Below are 22,364 nucleotides of genomic sequence, written 5' to 3' on the forward strand. Positions count from 1 at the left end.
CCTCGACGCGGCAGCGAGAGAGGGGGTGAAGGATCCGACAGCGGCGCCAGGCGGTCGCGGGTCAGTGAGTCAGCGGAGTCATCATGCCGAGCTGTCATCGGCCGGCGACAGTGGTGGAGGGAGCAGGAACCCATGGTGCAGCGATATCTCTACGACGTCCTCGCCTGGTGGGAAACGCAGAAGGATCGAACAGCCGAGGGACAGGGGTTGGTCGAGTATGCGCTGATCATCGCCCTCGTCTCGATTGCATTGATTGCCGCCCTGACGGCACTCGCTGGAGGGATTGGAAACGTCTTCGCAACCATCGAGGGTGCACTTGGTGGCGGCAGCCAGTAACACCTAGCACTGTGGTTTCACCGAACGGTGGTGGCAGGTCATGACCAAGAGCTACCGGGCTGCCGCGGCTGGCCAGGGTCTGGTCGAATACGCGCTGATCATCCTTTTTGTCGCTATCACGCTCGTCGGCGCGTTGACTATCCTCGGCGGAACACTCGCCGACTTCTTCCAGACTGCCGCAGCCGCGTTCCCCGGCTCGTAAACGGGACGCCCTGCGCCACGCCCACTGCGCAGGGCGTTCTGCTCTCTCCGCACGACAGGCGGACGATACCGGCTCAACTCGGCCATCCAATGACCATGCCACTGTATCCATCCCTGCTGGACCGACCCGCACCTCCAGCATGCCTCGTTCCACTCGGGACCGGCACTGCTGGGCAGCACCGTCTTGGAGCTCCGTCCACCCCTCGCTCATCGTTTCGCCCGACCTCGCCTCTCCCACCCCAGCGGTGCCGGAGAATACCGCCACAGCCGCATTCTGGGCAGCAGACCCAACGCATGTCCCGGAGCTATCTTCCCCCGGAGGACACCCCTGCAAACCTCTGGGCACGCTTGCAGATTGGTTGGGTCGGCGGTACCACCAAGTGCCCCAGAGGAGCGGTTCGCGCCAATTCCTTACCATCGGATCGTGCCAGGCGAAGCCCCAACAGACGCGATCGCCCGCCACCGACCACTGCTCGCCCAATTCCAGGAGAGGAAATAGCGAACCTGTTTGATCAACGATTGGGGAAAGCACGCGCTGATTGCGCAGTTCTCAGGTGGCTGCTGAATACGGGTTGCACCCGCTACGGAAGAGGCTCACCCCGGACACCTCCGATGGCTCAAGGGGCCGCTTTACCGCCGCGCGTGTCTATCCAGCTCTGCTCGACCATCCACGGGTTTTTGTGACCCACTGCGCATGCCGGGAAGCAACCACCTCTCCGCTCCTGCTGAGCGCGAGGGAGTGCCTACCACTCGGCTGATCACTTGGCCGATCTGATGCTGTGCTGCAGCTGACCTGAGATCGTGCCTACACTGGCCGCACTATGGGGATTTCGCGCATCACAAGTAGCCTCCGAACGCTCGAAGCTCGTCGGATGTTGGACGGCCCCTTTATGCGCATCTCAAGGAGCCACTGAACCCCTTAAGGACTCGCGCCCACCCACGCGGCCAATTCCAGGGATCCTTCTCACTACATCCATGAGTGCCCTATTCGCGATCGCTCACACGCCGAGCACCTCTTTTATCCGTTCGAAGAGTCCCTTGCGGTGTGCTTCACGAACATCCGGCCGCTCCAGCGACTCGGCGAGTTCCGCAAAGAGCTCCCGCTGTCGGGGAGTCAGTTCGGTCGGCACAACAACACGTACCGTCACAATAAGATCGCCGCGGTGCCCCGTGCCAAGTTCCGGCACGCCCCTCCCTCGCAGACGGAAACGCTGCCCCGGCTGTGTCCCCGGTGGGATGGTCAGCAGCACCGGACCATCGACTGTGGGCACTTCGACTTCGGCACCGAGCGCCGCCTGCGCGACGTTAATCGGTACGTCCAGGTAAAGTGTTGTCCCCTCACGGCGGAACAGTTCATGTGGTCGTACCCGCACATGGACATACAGGTTGCCTGGTGGCGCACCCGGCTCGCCATGCTCTCCTTCGCCGGTCAACCGGAGTGTCGCACCGTCCTCGATCCCAGCCGGGATCTCCAGGCGCACCGTCCGGCGCCGCAGCAGCCGGCCGCGTCCACGACATGTCGGGCAAGGATCGGCGATCACCCGACCTTCGCCACCGCAGTGGCTGCAGGTCGTCGCGGTGATCATCGCACCGAGGATCGTCTGCTGGTAGCGACGCAGTTGTCCACTGCCGCCACAGACAGGACAGGTGACGGGTTGCGCACCGTGGCGCATCCGGGTGCCGCGGCAATCAGGGCAGATCTCCAGTCGCTCGATTTCAAGCTCTTTCTCAACGCCGCGCAGCGCCTCCTCAAACTCCAGCTCGATCGTCGCCTCAAGGTCGGCACCCCGTGCTGGGCGACGTCGGCTAGCCCCCGTCATGTCACCAAAGAACGAGTCGAAGAGGTCGGTGAACAGTGAACCGAACCCAAACGGGTCGGCACTCGCCCCCGAATTCCCGCCCACGCCGACCTGCACACCGGCGTGACCAAAGCGATCGTAGGCTGCACGCTTGTCCGGGTCGCTCAGCACTTCGTACGCTTCGTTGATTTCCTTAAATTTTTCCTCGGCGTCCGGCGATTTATTGACGTCCGGGTGGTACTGCCGCGCGAGCCGACGATAGGCTCGCCGGATCTCATCCTGACTCGCCGTACGACTGACGCCGAGTACCTCGTAGTAGTCCCGCTTCGTCCCCATGCGCAAACCCCTGCCTTATGGGCAACCGGCACACCCGCCGAGTCTGATATGGAGTATAGCAAGGTGGAGGCCGCGAACAGTCACATGGCTGAATGAGCCCGCATGCCGCGCTGCTTCGCCCTTTGGAGCTTGCTCTCTGAGCAGAACCGTCGTCCCACACCATACCGTCAGGCACTATACAGGCGGAGAGGGTGAGCGCAGCAGCGTGATCAGTCACTGCTGCTTCGGCAACCAGTACATTCGCCGGCGCTTTTCCCGCTGTCTCCCAAGTGCCATGCCTTCTGTCACACGGTATGCGGGCATCTCTCCCGCGAGGGAAATCCACCAACCGCTGTCTGCACCGGTTGGTTGGATCAGTTCACTGCAGGCGGTCACAGGAGGTTCCCTGGAGACTGATCCACGCTGCCAGCAGCCTCTGGCGCTCCTGCCGATTGGAAGGGACGGCTGTGCTTCTCTGAGCCAGTGCTGCTGCACGCTACGCTGCTGCAGAAAGAACGCACCCACAATTCTTTTGGTCGTCGCGCACGGAGCTGGCGCACGCAACGCCGCCGACAGCAACGCCGGGCACGCGTGCACCAACGGAGTAGCTTCTCGGGCCCCACGACGCGCCGCTTCCCTGAACACCGGTGACTCTGTCGAGCGCTACACCAAGACGCCAAGGTACGCCTCGGGTGCGGTCGCCCCCGCCGCCCGCCTCCTCCCTGCAAATGACCGCAACGGACGACGTGTCTCTGCCTGGACTTCCGGCCGGTCTATCAGGTGAGGCCGCTGCGGTGCAGTCGTTGCACAAGGCTGATCGCCATCCGACCAGCTTCTGGTCGCCGTCGCGCGCAGGACACCACGTAACTGGCACCATTGCCCGGAGCCATCCAATGACAGGAAGTGGACGGATTGGATGGTTCAGCAGTGCTACAATGGTCGTTGGCACCCGGTATTGACCGCCGTAGGTTTTGGATGAGGTCGAGCAGAGGAGAGGTCCATGCAGATCCAACTCGACCGTACAACTCGAACACCACTCTACCGCCAGTTAGCCCAACAGCTGCGTCGTCGTATCTTGAGTGGTGAGCTTCCGCCTGGCACGCGGCTCCCTCCGGAACGGCGCCTCGCCGCCATGCTTGGGGTGAACCGCAGTACGGTGGTGAGTGCCTACCGAGAACTCGCTGCGGAAGGACTCATTTCCGGCCACGTGGGACGCGGCACCGTGGTCATTGATCATCGGCGGCCAGCAGCGCCTGAGTGGCCCGCCGGCGGTGTCCCGTGGCCACAGCTGTTTGCTCCACTCGCCTCGCTCCTCTACGACCCGGCACTCGAAGACGCAGCACTCGCCTCCTCCCGGTCCGACGTGATTAGCTTTGCTACGGGACTCCCAGCTCCTGAGCTCTATCCCATCAGCGTGGTCCGGCAACTCCTCGACGAGGCGTTGCATCGCGAAGGGCCGCGCCTTCTCCAATACTGCCCGAGTGAAGGCTATCCCCCGCTGCGCGAGGCGATTGCCGCCTGGTCCCAGCGTTGGGGGATCCGTTGCAGTCCCGACCAGGTCCTCGTCGTCTCCGGCTCGCAGCAGGGGTTGTACCTCATTGCTCGCGCCCTGCTCGAGCCTGGGGACCTGGTCGCGGTGGAAGCACCGACCTATGTCGGGGCTCTGCAGGTGTTCCGTGCAGTGGGAGCTCGCCTACTCCCGGTGCCGGTCGACGATTATGGTATGCGGGTCAGCGTGCTGGAGCAGGCTCTAGAGCACCGCCGCCCCAAGCTCATCTACACGCTGCCGACATTCCAGAACCCCTCCGGCGCCACACTCTCACTCGACCGCCGCCAGCGACTCCTGGAACTGGCCGCACGAGCCGGCATCCCGGTGATCGAGGACGACCCATACCGCGAGCTCTGGTACGAGGCACCTCCAGCATCTCCGCTCGCCGCGCTTGACGACGCCGGCGTCGTGATCTCTCTGACCACCGTCTCCAAGATCCTGTTCCCAGGGTTCCGGATCGGTTGGGTCATTGCCCCTTGGCCGGTCATTCATCAGCTGACTCTCGTCAAACAGCTGGTTGATCTCGACACCAATCCGCTTATGCAGTGGGCGGTGTGGGCATTCATCGAGCGGGGGCTCCTGCTCCCACACCTCGAGACACTGCGTGCAGCTTATCGGGAACGTCGCGATGTCCTCGTCGCTGCGCTCCGTGCTGAACTCGGCACAGCGTTGCGTTTCCGCGTGCCGGGTGGCGGGCTCTACTTCTGGTGCGAACTTGCCGAGGGAGTGCGTGCACGAGATCTCTTGCCGGAAGCTGCTCAGCGCGGCGTGGCCTTTACACCCGGTGAGAGCTTCTTTCCTGATCCAACAGTTGGCCGCGCCTTCCTGCGCCTCAACTTCACCTACCCGGCACCAGCAACGCTGGTCGAAGGAGTACGCCGCCTTGCAGCAGCACTCCGGGCTCTGCAGACCGCGCATGCGGTGCGCGAGCGAGCAAGTGCACCGATCGTGTAGTTCCGAACAGGACCAGAAAGGAGGAGCCGATGATTGGCGCGAACAGCAATATCGATCAGGCGACCTGGCGGACCAAAGTTGGTCTAGCCCAGATGCTCAAGGGGGGCGTCATCATGGACGTGGTAACCCCTGAGCAAGCCCAGATTGCCGAGGAAGCGGGAGCTGTGGCGGTCATGGCACTCGAGCGCGTGCCCGCTGACATTCGACGCGAAGGCGGGGTGGCCCGGATGGCCGATCCCGATCGGATTTTGCGCATTAAGGAGGCTGTCACGATTCCTGTCATGGCCAAGGTCAGGATCGGCCACTTTGCCGAGGCACAGATCTTGGAAGCGCTCGGTGTCGACTTCATCGACGAGAGTGAGGTGTTGACCCCAGCAGATGACCGCTACCACATTGACAAGCATGCCTTCCGCGTTCCCTTTGTCTGTGGCGCTCGTGATCTTGGTGAAGCGCTCCGCCGTGTAGCCGAGGGAGCGGCGATGATCCGCAGCAAGGGTGAGGCCGGCACCGGCAACATCGTCGAGGCGGTCCGCCACTTGCGGGACATCCTTGATGGGATTCGGCGGCTCACTGCGTTGCCTCGTGAGGAACTCGTGACAGCGGCCAAAGAGCTGGGGGCTCCGCACGAACTCGTTCGGGAGGTCGCCGAGCAAGGACGGCTACCCGTCGTTCTTTTCTGCGCCGGCGGTGTTGCCACGCCAGCCGATGCCGCGCTGGTGATGCAACTCGGAGCAGAGGGAGTGTTCGTCGGCTCAGGGATCTTCAAGTCGGAGAACCCCTTTGCCCGCGCGAAAGCGATCGTCGAAGCAGTCACCCACTACCGGGATCCGGAAGTCCTCGCTCGAGTCTCGCGTGGCCTTGGTGAGGCGATGCCAGGGATCGATATCGTATCGCTCGCGCCCGAACAGCGCTTAGCACCACGCGGCTGGTGAGGAGGAGCCATGTCGCGTCTCATCGGCGTCCTGGCACTGCAGGGAGACTTTGCCGAACATCTCCACGTGCTCCGGCGCATCGGTGTTGAAGGACGTGAAGTGCGCCGACCGGCAGATCTGGAAGGGGTTGCCGGCCTGATCATTCCGGGCGGCGAGAGCACCACCATTGGTCGGCTCCTGGAGCGGTTTGAGCTGGTTGAGCCGATCCGTGCTCTTGCGCAAGCGGGCCGACCAATTTGGGGCACGTGTGCGGGCCTCATTGTGCTTGCTCGGGAGGTGGTCGCCGAAACACGAGCACGGCACCAGCCGCTGCTTGGGCTCCTTGATGTTGTCATCCGCCGCAACGCGTTTGGCTCCCAACGTGAGAGCTTTGAATGTGACCTCCTCGTCGAGCCACTCGGACTCCCACTCCTGCGGGCCGTCTTCATCCGTGCACCGGTGGTGGAGGTCGTTGGCCCGACGGTGGAGGTCCTGGCACGTCTTCCGGATGGAACACCAGTTGCAGTGCGGCAGGGGCCGCTGATTGGCACTGCCTTCCATCCAGAACTCACCGACGATCTCCGGTTTCACCGCTGGTTCTGCAGCCTCGCCACGCCTGCAGCCAGTCTGCAGTCAACGGCGTAAGGCGGTTTTCTCGCCACCGCGCATGCAGCAGTCCAGATCATTCTGTACAGCCGAAGCGCGGTGGTCCGTTTTGGCGGGGCCTACCGTGACACACCTTGTTGTGAACGCAGCGGCCCCATTTAGGGGCAGCAGACCATCGCTGCCAAGAGTGACGGGCAAAAGACACCTCCCCGGCCTGCTCCCGTTGCCGGGCCAGTCAACGAAGCATCCTCCCTCCACAGACCGGCGATGGACGGCCCGGGATGCTTCCAGCGCAGGCGTCTTGGCTTTTGCGAGAGCGACATACCAGGAGAACGGCTCAGAAGCTACCATGTCTTATTCTCTGCTTGCCAGCTGTCAGGCACGTGGGTAGAACAGTACAGTTCCTGTCACCAGGCAGAGACGTCGTGGAGTACAGACAACCTCTCCCGAGGAGTCTCTGGAGGTCCTGTCTCGCATCGACTCTGCTTACTTTGCGTCCCGCCTCTCGGGCAATCAGCTCACCGCAAACAACCGTCGCAATGTGTGGTGCTAGGCCCCTACCAGGGAGTACGGGGATACGGCACTGGCGCCGCGACCAGATTGCGCACCGCACGGACGATATTGTCGCAGAGTGGAAACCTTGGTCGCAGCCCAGGCATCTCTGCCATGATGGGAGGAGCCAAGAGAAGGAGGAGGACAGATGGGACTCGAACTTCCGACACTCGGCAAGATCTCGCGCGAGGTGTTCGATCAGATTATCTTGCCCAATCTCGGTGCCCCGTCACCACAGGTGCTCGTGCCGCCACAGCACGGAGTTGACGTTGGTATTGTCGACCTCGGGAACGGGCTGGTGATGGCCGTGACCACTGACCCAGTGTTTGTGGTTCCGGCCTACGGCTGGGAGCGAGCGGCCTGGTTTGCGATTCACATCCTCGCTTCCGATGCAGTCACGAGCGGGCTACGGCCGACCTACCTGGCGATTGACCTCAATCTGCCGCTCGAAATTACCGCGGAGGAGCTTGCGCTGCTCTGGACGACGATGCACCGCGTCTGTGCTGAACTCGGGATTGCCATCGTTGCTGGACACACCGCACGGTACGAAGGATGCAACTATCCCATGGTCGGTGGCGCGGCGGTGCTGGCGATTGGTCCGGCGGACCGCTATGTTACCCCGAAGATGGCACGGGTCGGCGATGTGGTGGTTGTGACTAAGGGAGCGGCGATTGAAGCTGCGGGACTGTTTGCGGTGAGCTTCCCGGAGCAGATTGCGGCGGCGTACGGGCGAGAATTTGCGGAGCGGGCACAGGAACTCTTTTGGCAGATGACGGTGGTGGAAGATGCGCTGACCGCGGTGAGTATCGGCGTCCGCGATGATGGGGTGACGGCGATGCACGATGCCACGGAGTGTGGCGTCTTAGGGGGGCTAGTGGAAGTGGCCGAGGCGTCTGGAGTGGGCATGCGGATCGAACAGGAGCGGATCATCCTGCGCGAGGATGTTGCGAAGATCTGTGCGCTGTTTGGGATGGATCCATATGCGGCGATCAGCGAGGGGACATTGATCATCACAGTGCGCCCGCACAAGGCGGATGCCCTCCTTGCAGCCTTGCAGGCCAAGGGGATAGCAGCGAGCATCGTTGGTGAGGTGGTACCGCCAGAGCAGGGGTTGACGCTGGTCGTTGGGGGTAAGGAGCACCCACTGGTGCACCCGCGTGTCGATCCCTTCTGGGCCGCTTTTGGCCGAGCGATGGCGAGCACGCAGCAGAGTAGTGAGGGCGCAACTACTTTCTGAAGCGGGACAACTCCTCTGTAGGTTGGACAGCGCAGGAGCCCTAAACAAGCTGCGACGGTGCATTCTTTACGATACCGATCGTGACGCGCTTAGCCACTGAGGCCTGTGGAAGGATGTAGAATTGCACGGTGTCATTGTCCTGGTCGATGGCCCGCTCCAGTTCCTGCTGGAGGCGGCGGAGCTGTGCAGGAGTCAATTCTCCCTCGAGGAGAGAGTTCTGCACCCAGGTTAAGTACTTGCGGCAAATCTTGAGTACTCGTGCGACCCGTTCCACCCCCACGTCATAGGCGACGATGACGTACATCCCGACTCCCGTTTCCTCTGAGTTCCTGAGGTGCTGTTAGGAAGCATACCGAGGAGAGGAGCGACCCGGTGACGTTAGCCGCGTAGTGCGAAGGGCAAGAACTCCTGCTCTCCAAGCAAATGCTTCTCGATCTTGTACAGCTCGAGCCGCAGCGTGGTGCGGTAGGAAACCGAACGATTGAGCGTGGGATGACGGTACGTCTCTTGTAGCGTTTGTTCCCAGGCCTCGACGACCAATTTGCGGCCATCGTCGTCGAGGAAGACCCCTTCAGCACCAGTCACGAAGTGCCGTCGTTGGAGCTGTCCCCGGTTGACGAGGCGAAAGATGAGGCGGTCAACGAGCACCGGCTTGAAGATCTCGGCTACATCAAGATTGAGCGTATGGCGACGGAAATTCGTCTCATGAAGATACCCGATGCGCGGATCCAGGTGCGTCTGATAGATCTGTGCCAGGACAGCGGTGTAGAGAAGCGAGTTCCCGAATGAAATCAGTGCGTTCGTTTCGTCGCGAGGCGGGCGACGCGTGCGCGGACCGAATGGGAACTCGGCGTCGATGATGCGAGGCCAGACAGCGTAATAGGCTTCTCGCGCATGCCCCTCCAGCGCCATGAGTGCAGTCGGCGAGTCTGCCGCATCGAGACCGGCCAGTGCCTGGTCAACGACCTCCAGTGCCTCTTGAACGTCGACCTGCCGGCGACGGTAATACAGGAGGACGGTGCGGATATTCCGGAGCGACCCGCGGACAAACGCCCGAGCGAGCAAGAGGCGCCGTGATTGGTCTAAATAGTGTTCGACCTGGCGGAGAATGAGGGCACCGCTGGCGAGGTACTCACGCGGATAGAATGTCCCAGAGTAGTAGCCGTAGCGGTTGAAGAAGTGGAGGAGGATCCCCTCGCGAGCCATGAACTCGAGGAAGCGCTTATTCAGGTCAACTTCACCGAAGATATAGAGTTCGCTGACCTGCTCGACCGGGAGGAAGCGCTTGCCCTCGTCGGTTTCCAGGACGATCGTATTCTGGTGCCGGGCAAGTCTTCCCGAAGAGAAGACATAGACCGGTTTCATCGCTGCGTCTTCTCCGCCGTTGAGACCTGTCGAGTAGGACGACGCCGCGGTGTTGCCTGCGATTCTTCGTCTGCCTCCGAGACCCAACAGAATTCATAATAGGCACAGTGTGTACATGCCGGAATCCGTACGGGAGGTGGAGGAACGGGGCGGGCGAGGAGTTGTTCGATGCGCGTGATTGCTTGGCGCACCGCGGCCTCTAGTTCGGGTGTTAGTTCGACCGGTTCAACGCGACGCTGCTCGGGATAGCGGAGTTCACCACGGACGTGGAGGCCGGCCTCACGGAGTCGGAGGAGGTAATAGCCGAGCTGGAGGCGTTGGGCGTGTTGGGCACGCGGCGAGCGCTTCACCTCGCCGATAACGAGTGCCTCATCCTCCTCGGCATCAGTGGGGCGACGTCGGAGCACGTCGACTTTCATGCCGGGGAGGGCAAGTTCCTTGCGTTCGCGCGGATAGGCAGATTCAGCGAGCACCCGACCCAGCGCCAGGAGCTCGTGGTCGCGGTACGGCTCGATTGCATGTGCCATAAGCCATGCCTGGCGCGGGCAGATAGCAACGTACCAGATAAGCGTTCCGGTCACACGAATTGGTTCAGATCCCATTTGAACCCTGTCTTCTCATCGTAAAACGACTCCAGTTGCTCACAAGTGATCAACCGCAGGTCCTCACGGCCGTGAAGAAGTGGCGGCGGCAGATTACCAACAGCGCGCTGCAATAGTGGCGTAATGGTATAGTACTCCAGTTCATGGAACGCTTCCCGCACGGCAAGACGGCGCTCATGCGGATGTTCGAGTGCCAGAGCGTTCAGTACCTTCTTGATGGCAGTCGTGGCATGATCATCCTGCTCCACCACAATACTCAGTGCGGGTAGTTCTTCAATAAGGCGGAAACAGCTGAGCGGAACAGAGGCACCCAACTTACGGCAGTCGACATTTGGACGATCGTAGTCGAGGGAAGCAACTGCCTTAAGTAAGGCTTCCGCATGGGCTTGACTAATCCGCTGCTCGATGGTTTGAAAGTAACAATCGAGTCGTTGAATCAGTTCCAGATCGCTCATAGCTTCGGGTAGGTGAGAGCGTGCCGCCTCAAGCAGGATACGACCGTAGACGCGCTCTCCCTGACCTTCCTGCAGAGGGATCACTCGCAAAAACGCTAGAGATTGTTCAGCGTTTCGGTTGATACGCCCTGCCACCTGGAGCAAACTCTCGAGAGGCCCCCATTCTCGCCAGCCTACCTGAAAATCAACATCAATACCAGCCTCGACTACTTGCGTACTCACCAAGACAACGGGTTCACGTGCCAGGAGTAGCTTCTGTATTTCCGCGAGTCGCCTGCGGCGGTCACGGGGGGTAATGTTGGTGGACAGATAATAAAGATACGGGAAACTGTAACGCTCCAAGGCGCGATAGAGTTCAAGAGAAACCCGGATACTGTTCACGACAATGAGTTGACTGCGATCCCGAATGCCTGCGATCGCCTCAGCTAATTCTGGTATCGTTTGAGGGGCTATGGGCTGCAGCACGACTCTTGACGGGTAGTCCGTCAGCGGCGGATCCACAAGTTCAAGCGCGGCACCAGACTCGACCAAACGCGGCTGGGTCGCCGTCATAAGGATGACTGTGACATTCCATTCTGGAAGATCGGCAAGAAGTGCCCGAAGAAGAGGCCAATAATGGGCATCAAGCGCCTGAACTTCATCAAGAATAAGGATAGAACCAGAAACCAGCGTATGCAATTTTTTGAGCGATCTATTTTGATACCCGACTAACGTATGGAACACCTGCACAAACGTTGTAAGCACTATCTCCGCATCCCAGGACTCTGCGAGGAGCAGTGCTTCGTCCACATCAAGATCTTCCTCAAACTGGTCCTGATTCGCAGCTTGTGCCGCAGTGTGACTGGCACCGCGCCGCACTAGAGGCGCAAGATGATGATGCTCGATCAGGACATCGTCTGGGTCAAACCCACCCGTAACGAGAACATTCCGTACCACAGATGCTGTCTGCTCAATGAGATTGATATACGGCAATGCGTAAATAATACGAGGGCTCCAACCACACTCTTCCTCGACACGCGCACGGATAGTCAGCGCTGCGTGCAAGACCGCAAGCGTCTTCCCTGCTCCCGTTGGTGCAGTGAGGGTGAGAAGTGCAGGGAAAAGCTCCGGGAGCGGGCGCAGAGAAACCTGTCGGGCCACAGTCTCAAACAATACTCGCCGCTGCCCTTGCAAAGGACTAGCGCGGGAGCTAGTGGTTGCCAGGTAGCGAACGACGAGATCACGTGGCAAGCGAACCCGTTCGGGATTCTGGTATTGTGCGGCAAGCTTCTTATCCGCATCGATCAAAGCGGAAAAGAGAATATTGATCTCCCAGTAGCGACGGCGTGCCTGGGGATCATGAAGAGTCGGCAAGGCATGAACTTTAAGACGCCACGCCTCCTCGCAAAGCTCCCGAAGAATATCCCATATCTCGCCCTGAAGAAATGGAGTTGGGTCAGGCAGCGCTAATTTCTCGCATAATGAAGGCCAACTCTTCGCCACCTCTGGAATTTGCCGACAAAGGGCACGGAGTACACGTCGTAAGCCTTGCCGATCGACAGTCAAGAAGTCAGGTGGATCAATATCGTCCGGATCAGGGAGGAGAGCTGCCGGAGTGCGCAATGGACCGTGGTGACGGGCCACAGCAAGGAAAACCGCCAGTGCATCGAAACCTCTTTGCTGAGCCACCCAGGCCCCAAAGAGTGCACCAATGTATGCGTGATTTGCCGCCGGATCTGCGAACTGTGGGTTGTTTAAGCGCTGCTGAAAGAACGGAGTTGCTTTCCCTAAATCATGCACCAAGCCGACAAGCTCAGCCATTTCGGCAAGCGAGGGAGGAGCGAAGTTCCGCGCAAGTGTCCCCACCGCACGGAGATGGGTCACGAGCTCTTCCCCCTCCCTAGCAAGCCACTCATTCGTATGGTTTAGTCGATCAGGGCCCATCGCTCTGATTCGATCTGCAGCCAGCGTCCACGATAGCGGCAGCGGATAGGATACCCTCGCAAATCGACAATGAGATCCCGTGCGTCGACGAGGCGCCGTTGCTTATCCAGGCGGACCGGATAGCGGTCGCGGGAAAGGCGATGCGGAGTACGCTCATCCAGCACAAACTCCTCAATCTGCGAGGCATCCAAAGCCCCAAGATAATCAGCAACAGAGGGGTCATCATGTCCGACCTCAGCCTCGTGAACCTCAACCCCCTCGATCCACCCAAGACAATAGGCTGTGCCGAGTGCCGGTGGATAGATCGGAGCTCGCAGTGCCTCTGCCAATTGACCTACGGACAGTCCTTCCGGAGGCACCAGAACCAGATGAAATCGCAGTGATGTCGTGTCCCAGTCATCGAAACTTGTCTCTGGCAGCAGAAATTGTGTAGGAATCTGTGTCCGCGGCTCGAAACCACGAAGCTCTCGTTCGGTACCCGACTTCACCATCAGCGCATTGGTTGATTGAAGCAGTGCGCGAAGTGGCTGTCGCACACCGATAGCCATCTGCAATGTGCGCAGTCTCTCCGGATAGTCACTTGGCTCCAGGCCCAGTGCAGCGGCCACCAAGCCGCGGATCGTTGAGGGGGGCGGTATCGGATAGCTCAACGATGACGAGTTCGTATAGAAGCGCCGGAAATGAGCAAATTTTCCGCAGAGGTCACAGTGGACAACCGCAACCATTGCGCGCCTCACCCGCTCACCCGCACAACGTGGGGCAGTTGCAAAAGCGCTTCTTCACCGCGGACGTTGAGCTCGTCGTGCCGCCAGTAGCGGACACTGGCAATGTCGTCGCGATAGCGCATGATGCGGCTGACCAGCGGCTGAAGATCGAGCACAAACTCCTCGATACTCCGCCAGCGCTCGACGGGAAGCTCCTCTTGGGCCGCCAGGAGACGAAGACCGTCGCGTGGATCGCCGAACGACGGCGCACGGTCCTTCCAGTCAACACGCAGATATAACCGTGGCGTCTGTCCCAGTTTACTTCGCGTGGTCGCCTCACTGGAGAGCGCATGAAGGAGTGCATCCTCCAGTGCCTCAAGATCCTCAGCTGTCATCTGCGTTGCCTTGGCGCGGTGGGCGGCAACGTGCCCCCAAAAGGCGATCAGGGCATAAAGAACACGCCAGTCCTTCCCGATGGTTCCGTATTCGCCCTTTTCTCCCCCACGACCAGCAAACATCGAGGTAATACTGTTTGATGGGTTTATTTCCACTGGATGCAGAGAGTATCCCCAGCTAAACTGAACAGGCCCGGTATATTGCTCGGACAGCCCACGACTACTCTGACCCGCTTTAATTGGTAGTGTTGCACCAAAAAGGCGGACATCAATAAGTCGGCTCAGGAACCATTGCCGGTATTCCTCGTCGGATCGGGTGCCTCGACGACCAAGCTGCTGCCCGGTTTCCTGCTCGAAAACCTTCCGCAAGTCTTCCTCGCGTTGCGTCGCATCCACGCGGCTGCCATCGTCCCGCGTGCGCACCCAGACATCCAAATCTCGGGAGAGCCAGTAGTCACGGAGGAAGCGCTTCAACCGAACATCGCTCACCAGCACGCGCTGCGTGAACGGATCCATGCGCGGCCGATTCTCATCGTCCGGATCACCATTCGGGTTCGTCAGCTTGGCATCATACAGGAACAACAGGTCGGCATTCCGTACCTGGTTATCCATTGCGTTCTCCTTCCTTGACTCGCTTCATGCGCGTTTGCCTCTACTGTACTTCTTGTAGCTCGGCAGCTGATTTGTCACGCCCGCGACGAATCATCCGACCCGTTTCATAGGCGTAGCCAGCTAAAACGAAATAGACGTTTTCCGCGTCAGTTAATGGCCAGTGGGAGCGATGTCGAGTGAGTTGCTGGATCGCCTCAGCGAAGAGCACCTCATTCTCCGCTGCATACTCACCACTGAGTAACCGATACTGGCGTAGTTTGTCAAATAACTCATTCGCAAAGACGATCACTCGTGGTAACGACATGCCACTGTAGTTTAATTTCTCTAGGATCGGCTTTGTTCTGGACTGATCACTCCGATATTGCTCTGTTGCTACTCGCGCAAGCAAGACCCCCAGCAAGAACAGCGACTGCTCCTGCTCTGAAAGACCAAGTTCTCGCATCGCCGTACGGTACGATTCTGGCACAAGCACACTCACTGCAGCACCTCCAAAAGACGTGCACCCAACCTCACGTACGATAAGTCGCAAGGCAAGGGTACGAGCAAGGTACGCCCGCATCACCCGATCCACCTCTTCGGAGGATGGGGAGCGATCTTTCCATTGTTGCGAGACAAGCCAATATCCAGTGTGAGCGCTACGAATTGCACGAACCCCTTCCACAAACGCAGCATGGAGATCAGCGAGATCGATCGGCTCCTGTTGTAGAAGTTGACGAGTCAGTGTCAATGCCGGTCGGATCACTGGCCTCCCCTCACTGCGGCGAATGGGAAGTGTATCTAACAAAGCATCGAGTCCATCAAACCACACTTGATTGATAGGCCCGACGAGAGGCTCAGCCCAGCCGCCAGCCCCAGCTGCGTCGTTGACTTGATTGATCGCCACAATCACCTGCTGGACACGCGAGGGCGGTACCTCCGCCACGACTTCGCGGATTTTAACCGCCATGTTCTGCTTTTCGTGGAAGAGCAACGTCAATGCAGCGTAGCGAGCTGAGCGCTCTTGTGCAACCGCCGCAAGGTCTTTTGTCGCCTGCCGAAGTTGCTTGACGCGACCAAGCTCAGTAGCCTGCTGCCGTATGCTTTGGAGAACTCGTCGAACGCCATGAAGATCCGTGGACGGTTGCAGCACAAGTTCTGGAACAAGGAAAACCGGCGACCGAAGGAGCTGCACTTCCAATTCCTGCTCCAGGAGTCGATCAGCAATTAACAGATAGGTGTAGCACCTCTGACATATACTATAGCGCTCCCAAAATCCATCTCTCCGAAGATTTCCAGCAAAACTGACTTTATCATTAATGAATATCTTTATTCGCATGGGCACAAAATTGGAAGTAACCACCGCTGTCTTTCCGCAAAGGTGACAAGTACCGCTGATGCTCTCCTGCCCCTGAAACGGCTCATCGAGAAGAACTGAACGTATGTATTCACGGTATGCTGATTGTTCAGCAATCGGGCAGCCTTCAATGCTCAGGGTAATGTACTGGACCTCCTTCTTCCATCCCAGCGCTTCACGAAGCTCATGCGTCAGCGCGTCGCGCAATCCCTTGGCCAGCTCGTCAGGCCGCTCTTTTCGCCCTTGCGGGGCCTCTTGCCTCAGCTTGTCCCAATTGATCTGCACAATACCATCATGCACCTGAAGAATTCCTTCCTTTATCGTTGTAGTCGGTGGCGGATCGAGCCGCAGACCGTCGAGCTTTAAGAAAAAGCGATCTCGCGGCCGCACCGATTTCTTAAACTCCTCTAATTCCTGCACATCACAAAGGGCCGTAAAAATGTTATTCAACTCTTGAAATTCATGCAGATTCTTAAAGTCATACAGCATCGGCTTTATCGGCTGAATACTCGGCTCCAGTTTATCCAATGCTGGATGCTGCGATTCCCCCAACAGAAGCCGTGGAGCAAGACCAACGAAGACGGGACCAAGCAGATACTTCAAGTCGCGGACCGTTACGTCGCGTACGTCGCCACCTGGCGAGAACTTCATAAGCTGGAGCCATAGGAAACGCCGCAAGTTCTCGGCGCTTGCTTCCACGAGATGGTGTCGTACAGTTCGAGTTGACGGCGACACATCGAGCACGCCGATGTAGGTGCGCGCTGTGCTTACCTTCCCATCACCCGCCAACGGTGGACTGTCATCAGCAGTCGTCAATGCCAGTTGCTCGACGATCGCTTCAGGATCATCCCGAAGCAGTTCGGCAATCGATCGTCCTAATGCGTACAGACTCCGGATCATCGCCTCGGCACCTCTCGATCAGGGACCTCCTCCACATACCCGAACCCTTGACTGTTTTTCGCCCCGAGCCCCGCTTCGAGCGCAAGCCGGAGGTACTCCGCCGGCCCTTCCAGCAGAAATCGCCCGACCCACCCTTCGATCCAAGTCCCCTTGTAACATTCCAGCCGTTTGCCCCTCGGATGCACACTGAGCGCCTGCACGCGGACTGTCCCCTCCCTCCCCTCCACACCGAGAACCGACGCCTTGCGCCGGAGATTGGCGACCACCAGCTCGCCAAATTCCTCATGCAGTGGGTTGTAGTACTGTGTGCGCCGCTTTCCCTCGATCTCCAGCGTCCGATAGACCGTGATCGGCGAAAGGGCTCGTACCACCAGCCGCTCCTCCAGCGCCGGCAATGCCAGTGTGGCAATCTCCCGCACTGCAAACTCCAACGTCGCAATCCGTATTCGGCCAAACCGCAACAAGCCTGCTGCCAGCCCCAACGCCAGATCTCGCTCTGGCGACGCAAAGCGGAACCAGACCGGCCCCCTGATCTCGACCCCTTCACCCGGCCGATACTGGACCTCCCCATGGAGCTGCGAGAAGACAAACAGCTTCAGTGGCCGTTCACTCTGCCAATAGGCACCATCGTGCAACGGCTGCCCAATCTCCCGCGGGAGATGTCGATAGATCATCGCCTGCAGCGCCTCACGGTACTGCAGGGGAAGGACCCCTAACCGGTCCGGCTCCAGCCGGATCTCCAGACGCACCGTCTTCCCTACCCAATTGCATCACTGCTCACTCAACCTTAACCGCCCAACTCATGCTCTGTCAAGAGCCCCTTTTGTTTCCTAGTATCCTTGACCCACGGGAATACTGGTGTTCCCGTTGCACTGCAGCATCAGGCACGCTCGAGAAACACACCAACGACCAGGGGCGCCCAGCCCCTCCGCAGCAGCCTCCACACCCCATGCCCAGAAGGTTTGTGAGCCAAGAACGAGCATCCGCCGCCGCTCACTGCCCCCGACTTCAGTGACGAGAGTCGGAACAAAACCAACCCGGCAAGGGGGACCCTCGCATCTCCGTGGCCTCGACCGCTCAGTAGTTCAGTACTCCGCCATCAGCATCCCCCAAGAAGAGCTCGCCTGAAAGACAAGCCACTCCGAGGCCAACGCCCCCCGCAGTCCTAGCACTCACCACCGAACGAGCAAAATGGTACGGCGTTACCGCAGCAGGAACTCAAGGAAGGGCCCAGTTGGGGAGTGCACCGTCCGCATGGGACGCCCGGAGGGGACGCGATGCCTCGTGCCATGCGACGTCTCACCATGAATGAACGAACGACCCGTCACCGTCCGACATGCTTCCCTTCCGGCAGACGGAATTCTTTTTGTGCCGATTACCCAAACCAAGCCTGACCGACACAGCACTGCTCAACCCGCAACTGGTTCCGACAGTCAGCAGACTGCTCGGTGCACGTGCCGGGAGAAAGCAGCGGCTTTCGAAGCCAGTTTCCCAAAACGCAGTGGCATGGAACGCTCTCGCCGCGCTTCTCGAACTCTTGCTGCGCAGGCCATGGCGCACGCACGCGAACCAACGTCGCCGCAAGGAGGTGACAATCTCCTTGAAATCAGAGAAGCGACCGAGGCATGAGCGCACGTCCACCCATTCTGGGCACGCCTGGCCGTTGCACTCGAGCTCCTCACTGTGAGGGCCAACTCTCCAAACAGGAGGATGTTCGGCCGGGAGAGAAACAAAGAGGAAGCCGCCCTACCGGGTGTGGGGAATGGCGTACGACTTTTCCACGAGGTGATCCTCCAGCTGCAGGATTCGGTACCTCGGAGACTCAGAGTTGCGAGGAGCTCTGCCCAGCGGTGTTCCGCGTGAATTAAGGATCTCCAGAACACTCCGCAAACACTCGCGGCACGACGGCACTCACGGAGACCCCGTTAGCGCCGCAAGGGGGAAGAAAGATGGTCGGGTCGCCGTGAACAGGTATCCGGCCCATTGGTGTCGCAGTGCGGAGACCTATCGGCACGGAGAGAGCCTCGGTGACAGCCGCACACCACAGACCAACTCGCTGGCCAGGCAATGCAGCGAGGACAGCATGATGTCACCAGAGGCGAACCACCGCTTGGCAACCATCGGCGGGAAGGGTGGGATTCGAACCCACGGGGGCGAGTTTTGCTCGCCCCAATCGCTTAGCAGGCGACCCCTTTCGACCTCTCAGGCACCTTCCCAAAGAACGGGCCCGCGGCGGAGAGGGAGGGATTCGAACCCCCGAGGCTCATCGCCTTGCCGTTTTCAAGACGGCCGCCTTCAACCACTCGGCCACCTCTCCGCGCACCACGCTCTAGTGTACAGACCACCACTCGAGCGTGAAGCCCGTGCTGACAGTATAGCAGCGATGGAGGAGATCAGTCCAGGGAGAGCGCGACCGCTCAAGTGGCCGCTCTCCACCGAATCGGCGGGGGTCAGCCCATCCAATGCCGTACAAGGTCGTTCGATCGCCGCTCTGACTGCACTTGCCAGGCACTCTCCAATTCCGCAGCATTCACCACTCTGCCTTTTCAATCGGCCGTTGTCGACTCCGCATCGTACGGACAGAGGAGAAGCCTTCACACGTGACCACCCTGCCGCACCACGAACCTGCACTGAGCACTCGACGAACGCAACTCCCCGCTCTTTCGTGCCCCGATGCGAAGACATTGAATCTGGAGAATAAGCGCCACGGACGTCACATTGCTGGTCGTGAGTGCGGGTGGGTGGAAAGCCTTGTAGTGGCACGATGCAGGACCGCAGTACCCTTGGCGGGACACGACCGGCTTGCGACCGTTTTACGGCAGATTTCTCGAGTCATCTCTGCAGTCCGCTCGTGTTCGTGCGCACCTGCACCCCTTGCGCCCGCCAGGTCAATGAGCGCCTTGGGAGATACGCCACACTGTCTGTGAGGTGGTGATCGCAAGGACAGCAACGCAATCGTCGGACAAACAGTCACCATGGGACGAGCACGTCAGCTTCTTCCCATACCTCTAGTGTCTGCCGACGCAACGGGGCCGACCTGCGGGCGATGACAACGCTCGGGCAGAAGGATCGGTCTCGTCCGGCCTGTGCCGCGCTCCGACGCACCGCCGTCGCCACTCCTGTGCGAGCTGCAAATAGTGTTTGCTGTCCTCCACCGGAGTCAACCGTGTTGCGCGAGATGAGCCCGGGGCAACACCGTGACCGCTCGGGACACGCCAGTCAGCAAAGGCTGGACAAGAACTCGCTGCGCTCCACTGAATGCGTCCATGACACACACGGTCCCAGCAAACGGCGAAGCCCTCGACCTCCCCGTCCGGGTCGTGATCGTCTGCGTCCATGACACACACGGTCCCCAGCCCATCCTCGACGAACAGCAGGCATCGCCATTGGGAACAACCGCGGGAGCGCATGGGGTATCAGCTCGAATTGTCGGGCCAAAGGCAGCGCACCCGGCACCAGCACCCGCAGCGCACCCGCGTATCAGCTCGAATTGTCGGGCCAAAGGCAGCGCACCCGGCACCAGCACCCGCAGCGCACCCGCGTATCAGCTCGAATTGTCGGGCCAAAGGCAGCGCACCCGGCACCAGCACCCGCAGCGCACCCGCGTATCAGCTCGAATTGTCGGGCCAAAGGGAATTCGTGCGCTCCCGCTCGTTTCACCGGAAAGATGCGCGATCCACGCCATCCACCCCGTTTTCCAGCGGACGCCCAACCCGTACTTCTATGCTGTGGGCGTAGGTATTGACTGTTGCAGAGAAGAGACGTCCTCTCTCCAGCCACACGCATGGCGCAGCGTCTTCGGCCCAGCGGATACAAGTGGTCACTCGGGTCCATGCCTGTCCCGCAATCACTCTGGGCTTCTCCAACCAGTCCAGTACAGGGAGCACCTCTGAGGTTTCCTGACCGGCGCGAGACACTGCCGGGTCGTTCCCTTCGCTCAGACCGGTGGCAGCTCGAAGATTTCCCGACTCAGGCTTGCCGAGAGGCGAGGCCTCCACATGCGAACGATAACCGCTAAATCATTGAGCTTCTGGCAAACCGCTCGGCGGTCTCCTACGACTGAGGTACGACACGTCGCTCGTGAGCTCGCGGACGCAAGCCGACGATGAACCGTCAAGCGAGAACCTCGGCGTCCATCGTCGTCGACTCCAATCACGAAGCGTCAGGGAGGAACTGACGCCGAGTTCACGACTGACCCCCTGCAGCATGCAGTCGCCATTCATGAAGCATGAGGTGAGAACTCCTCGAGCGTCGCCCGAACACGCTCATGAATGCCATCTCCATTCATGAAGCATGAGGTGAGACGGAGGACTCGCTCACGGCCTCCTGGCGGATGCCGGAATCTCCATTCATGAAGCATGAGGTGAGACGGAGGACTCGCTCACGGCCTCCTGGCGGATGCCGGAATCTCCATTCATGAAGCATGAGGTGAGACGGAGGACTCGCTCACGGCCTCCTGGCGGATGCCGGAATCTCCATTCATGAAGCATGAGGTGAGACCCCAGCTTCACCGATTGACGGCAACCTTGGAACAACCCACGAGCTTGCAACACAACCGGTAGCAACCCAGTTTCACCCCGTATTCGAATCGTCGGCTGCTCTCCTCGACCGATCGGGTGCCGGTGGTACCCTGCCGCTTTCTCCCGTGATCTGCAACGACAACAGTGTCCGACGGGGGAGTCCTTCACGGCGGGCGATTACCGTCATGTATCTGGGACAGGGACGCTCGTGCCCAACAGGAACGGATCCACAGCTGGAACGGAGCCCATCGTCGGAGGGTCGAGGGTCCCTAATCCTCGTCTAACGAGAAGTCATGTCGAGGTGGAGCGCCCCTCAGAGACTCGGAGAGACACGCATGACGTGGGCTGACCGGAAGGGTTCCCGACGGTTCGGCAGACAGACGCGAGGAAGCACCGTGGGGAGTGGCTCGCCTGGCAAGGGGGAACACGATGGTTCCCGTGGAACGGTTCTCCCCGTGCGACGCAATGATATCTTCTGTTCACCAAACACGAGGTCGACGGAGGCGATCGCAGTCGTTTGGCGCCGGTAGCGCGTCCTCACGGTGAGATGACAGTCATCAGATGATGAGCAAGGAGAGCTGCCCAAAGGCAGCCAGTGCTCGCACCGCTGGGTCACGTGCTTCCGCTCGTTCAGCATCCTTTGCATAGCCATCGGGCGACGTTCCTCACCGACCCAAACACGTCCCTTCCACTCCTGGTCCGAGCGCCTGCTTGACAAATGGGAGGGCGACGGGGGCGCGCAGACCTGGTCGACGATCGGGTCGGAGCTCCCGCTTGACAACCGAGAAGTCCTTCGCCCACCGAAGCACAACAGCCACTCTCGTGATCGCCTGCGTATCGAAGCCGTCCAACGCGTGGCCGGGCTCGTGTGCTCCTGCACGGTGTACGGGTTCGTGTTCGGTGGCTGTCCATTTCCCACATCTTGTTAAAGACTTCCGACCACTTGCAACGGCACGGGTGTTATCGGGTGATCTCTGTGTTGGAGCCCGGCGGGCTAAGGCCGAGATCGTCCAGCGCTCGTCGGGATCAGCGAGTGTTCTCTGTCTGGTTTTTGTTGTGGACCATGGTCAGGAGCGCCTATGCAATGGCACGTGC

At 60.0% G+C, this 22,364-nt stretch carries 15 protein-coding genes and 2 tRNA genes; 6 read left to right on the forward strand and 11 right to left on the reverse strand.

The genetic code is table 11. The features are described 5' to 3' along the window. Positions 1–132 precede the first annotated feature (132 nt). Both NET03_RS02850 and NET03_RS02855 read left to right on the forward strand, forming a co-directional pair. Positions 133–336, forward strand: coding sequence for a Flp family type IVb pilin (locus NET03_RS02850; protein WP_252127374.1), 204 nt, complete (start codon positions 133–135; stop codon positions 334–336). Between the two features lie 40 nt (positions 337–376). After that, positions 377–538, forward strand: a complete 162-nt coding sequence (locus NET03_RS02855) for a Flp family type IVb pilin (protein WP_252127375.1) — start codon at positions 377–379, stop codon at positions 536–538. Between the two features lie 997 nt (positions 539–1,535). Here NET03_RS02855 and dnaJ read toward each other — a convergent pair. Next, complete coding sequence (gene dnaJ, locus NET03_RS02860; RefSeq protein ID WP_252127376.1) at positions 1,536–2,672, reverse strand: molecular chaperone DnaJ; 1,137 nt, start codon at positions 2,670–2,672, stop codon at positions 1,536–1,538. A 979-nt stretch (positions 2,673–3,651) separates the two neighbouring features. On the opposite strand from dnaJ, the gene pdxR reads away from it, so the two are divergent. From pdxR to NET03_RS02880, 4 genes are all read left to right on the forward strand, one after another. Next, positions 3,652–5,154, forward strand: coding sequence for a MocR-like pyridoxine biosynthesis transcription factor PdxR (pdxR, locus tag NET03_RS02865; protein ID WP_252127377.1), 1,503 nt, complete (start codon positions 3,652–3,654; stop codon positions 5,152–5,154). A gap of 29 nt (positions 5,155–5,183) precedes the next feature. Further along, positions 5,184–6,086 (forward strand): pyridoxal 5'-phosphate synthase lyase subunit PdxS, encoded by a 903-nt coding sequence (pdxS, locus tag NET03_RS02870; RefSeq protein ID WP_252127378.1) that lies wholly within the window; start codon positions 5,184–5,186, stop codon positions 6,084–6,086. Between the two features lie 9 nt (positions 6,087–6,095). Beyond that, positions 6,096–6,710, forward strand: coding sequence for a pyridoxal 5'-phosphate synthase glutaminase subunit PdxT (gene pdxT, locus NET03_RS02875; protein ID WP_252127379.1), 615 nt, complete (start codon positions 6,096–6,098; stop codon positions 6,708–6,710). 661 nt (positions 6,711–7,371) lie between these two features. Then, positions 7,372–8,460 (forward strand): AIR synthase family protein, encoded by a 1,089-nt coding sequence (locus tag NET03_RS02880; protein WP_252127380.1) that lies wholly within the window; start codon positions 7,372–7,374, stop codon positions 8,458–8,460. Positions 8,461–8,500: 40 nt separating this feature from the next. On the opposite strand, the gene cas2 is transcribed toward NET03_RS02880, so the two are convergent. The 10 genes from cas2 to NET03_RS02930 all read right to left on the reverse strand — a co-directional run bounded on the left by cas2 (position 8,501) and on the right by NET03_RS02930 (position 19,066). Next, the gene (gene cas2, locus NET03_RS02885) at positions 8,501–8,764 is read right to left on the reverse strand and encodes a CRISPR-associated endonuclease Cas2 (RefSeq protein WP_252127381.1); all 264 of its coding nucleotides are present in this window, start codon (positions 8,762–8,764) and stop codon (positions 8,501–8,503) included. A 74-nt stretch (positions 8,765–8,838) separates the two neighbouring features. Further along, positions 8,839–9,825 (reverse strand): type I-B CRISPR-associated endonuclease Cas1b, encoded by a 987-nt coding sequence (gene cas1b / locus NET03_RS02890; RefSeq protein WP_252127382.1) that lies wholly within the window; start codon positions 9,823–9,825, stop codon positions 8,839–8,841. Next, positions 9,822–10,427, reverse strand: coding sequence for a CRISPR-associated protein Cas4 (gene cas4 / locus NET03_RS02895; RefSeq protein WP_252127383.1), 606 nt, complete (start codon positions 10,425–10,427; stop codon positions 9,822–9,824). The genes cas1b and cas4 overlap by 4 nt, the downstream gene beginning before the upstream one ends. After that, positions 10,403–12,745, reverse strand: a complete 2,343-nt coding sequence (gene cas3 / locus NET03_RS02900; protein WP_252127384.1) for a CRISPR-associated helicase Cas3' — start codon at positions 12,743–12,745, stop codon at positions 10,403–10,405. Before cas3 ends, cas4 begins: the two co-directional genes overlap by 25 nt. A 41-nt stretch (positions 12,746–12,786) precedes the next feature. Continuing rightward, positions 12,787–13,530 carry a CRISPR-associated protein Cas5 gene (gene cas5, locus NET03_RS02905; protein ID WP_252127385.1) on the reverse strand — a complete coding sequence of 248 codons (744 nt, stop codon included), beginning with the start codon at positions 13,528–13,530 and terminating at the stop codon, positions 12,787–12,789. Positions 13,531–13,538: 8 nt separating this feature from the next. Further along, positions 13,539–14,516, reverse strand: a complete 978-nt coding sequence (gene cas7b / locus NET03_RS02910; protein ID WP_252127386.1) for a type I-B CRISPR-associated protein Cas7/Csh2 — start codon at positions 14,514–14,516, stop codon at positions 13,539–13,541. 40 nt (positions 14,517–14,556) lie between these two features. Continuing rightward, on the reverse strand, positions 14,557–16,749 hold the full coding sequence (locus NET03_RS02915; protein WP_252127387.1) for a TM1802 family CRISPR-associated protein: 2,193 nt from the start codon (positions 16,747–16,749) through the stop codon (positions 14,557–14,559). Further along, positions 16,746–17,498, reverse strand: a complete 753-nt coding sequence (gene cas6, locus NET03_RS02920; RefSeq protein WP_252127388.1) for a CRISPR-associated endoribonuclease Cas6 — start codon at positions 17,496–17,498, stop codon at positions 16,746–16,748. Before cas6 ends, NET03_RS02915 begins: the two co-directional genes overlap by 4 nt. A 1,375-nt stretch (positions 17,499–18,873) precedes the next feature. Further along, positions 18,874–18,965 (reverse strand) — tRNA-Ser (locus tag NET03_RS02925). A gap of 17 nt (positions 18,966–18,982) precedes the next feature. Next, positions 18,983–19,066, reverse strand: a tRNA-Ser gene (locus tag NET03_RS02930). Positions 19,067–22,364: the final 3,298 nt, after the last annotated feature.

Source organism: Thermomicrobium sp. CFH 73360, assembly GCF_023806465.1.
In the GTDB taxonomy this organism is placed as follows: domain Bacteria; phylum Chloroflexota; class Chloroflexia; order Thermomicrobiales; family Thermomicrobiaceae; genus Thermomicrobium.

Excerpts from the sequence above, each read along its gene's own strand:
- NET03_RS02850 (WP_252127374.1), top strand. The coding sequence starts at position 133 with ATGGTGCAGCGATATCTCTACGACGTCCTCGCCTGGTGGGAAACGCAG.
- NET03_RS02855 (WP_252127375.1), top strand. The coding sequence starts at position 377 with ATGACCAAGAGCTACCGGGCTGCCGCGGCTGGCCAGGGTCTGGTCGAA.
- dnaJ (WP_252127376.1), bottom strand. The coding sequence starts at position 2,672 with ATGGGGACGAAGCGGGACTACTACGAGGTACTCGGCGTCAGTCGTACG.
- pdxR (WP_252127377.1), top strand. The coding sequence starts at position 3,652 with ATGCAGATCCAACTCGACCGTACAACTCGAACACCACTCTACCGCCAG.
- pdxS (WP_252127378.1), top strand. The coding sequence starts at position 5,184 with ATGATTGGCGCGAACAGCAATATCGATCAGGCGACCTGGCGGACCAAA.
- pdxT (WP_252127379.1), top strand. The coding sequence starts at position 6,096 with ATGTCGCGTCTCATCGGCGTCCTGGCACTGCAGGGAGACTTTGCCGAA.
- NET03_RS02880 (WP_252127380.1), top strand. The coding sequence starts at position 7,372 with ATGGGACTCGAACTTCCGACACTCGGCAAGATCTCGCGCGAGGTGTTC.
- cas2 (WP_252127381.1), bottom strand. The coding sequence starts at position 8,764 with ATGTACGTCATCGTCGCCTATGACGTGGGGGTGGAACGGGTCGCACGA.
- cas1b (WP_252127382.1), bottom strand. The coding sequence starts at position 9,825 with ATGAAACCGGTCTATGTCTTCTCTTCGGGAAGACTTGCCCGGCACCAG.
- cas4 (WP_252127383.1), bottom strand. The coding sequence starts at position 10,427 with ATGGGATCTGAACCAATTCGTGTGACCGGAACGCTTATCTGGTACGTT.
- cas5 (WP_252127385.1), bottom strand. The coding sequence starts at position 13,530 with ATGGTTGCGGTTGTCCACTGTGACCTCTGCGGAAAATTTGCTCATTTC.
- cas7b (WP_252127386.1), bottom strand. The coding sequence starts at position 14,516 with ATGGATAACCAGGTACGGAATGCCGACCTGTTGTTCCTGTATGATGCC.
- NET03_RS02915 (WP_252127387.1), bottom strand. The coding sequence starts at position 16,749 with ATGATCCGGAGTCTGTACGCATTAGGACGATCGATTGCCGAACTGCTT.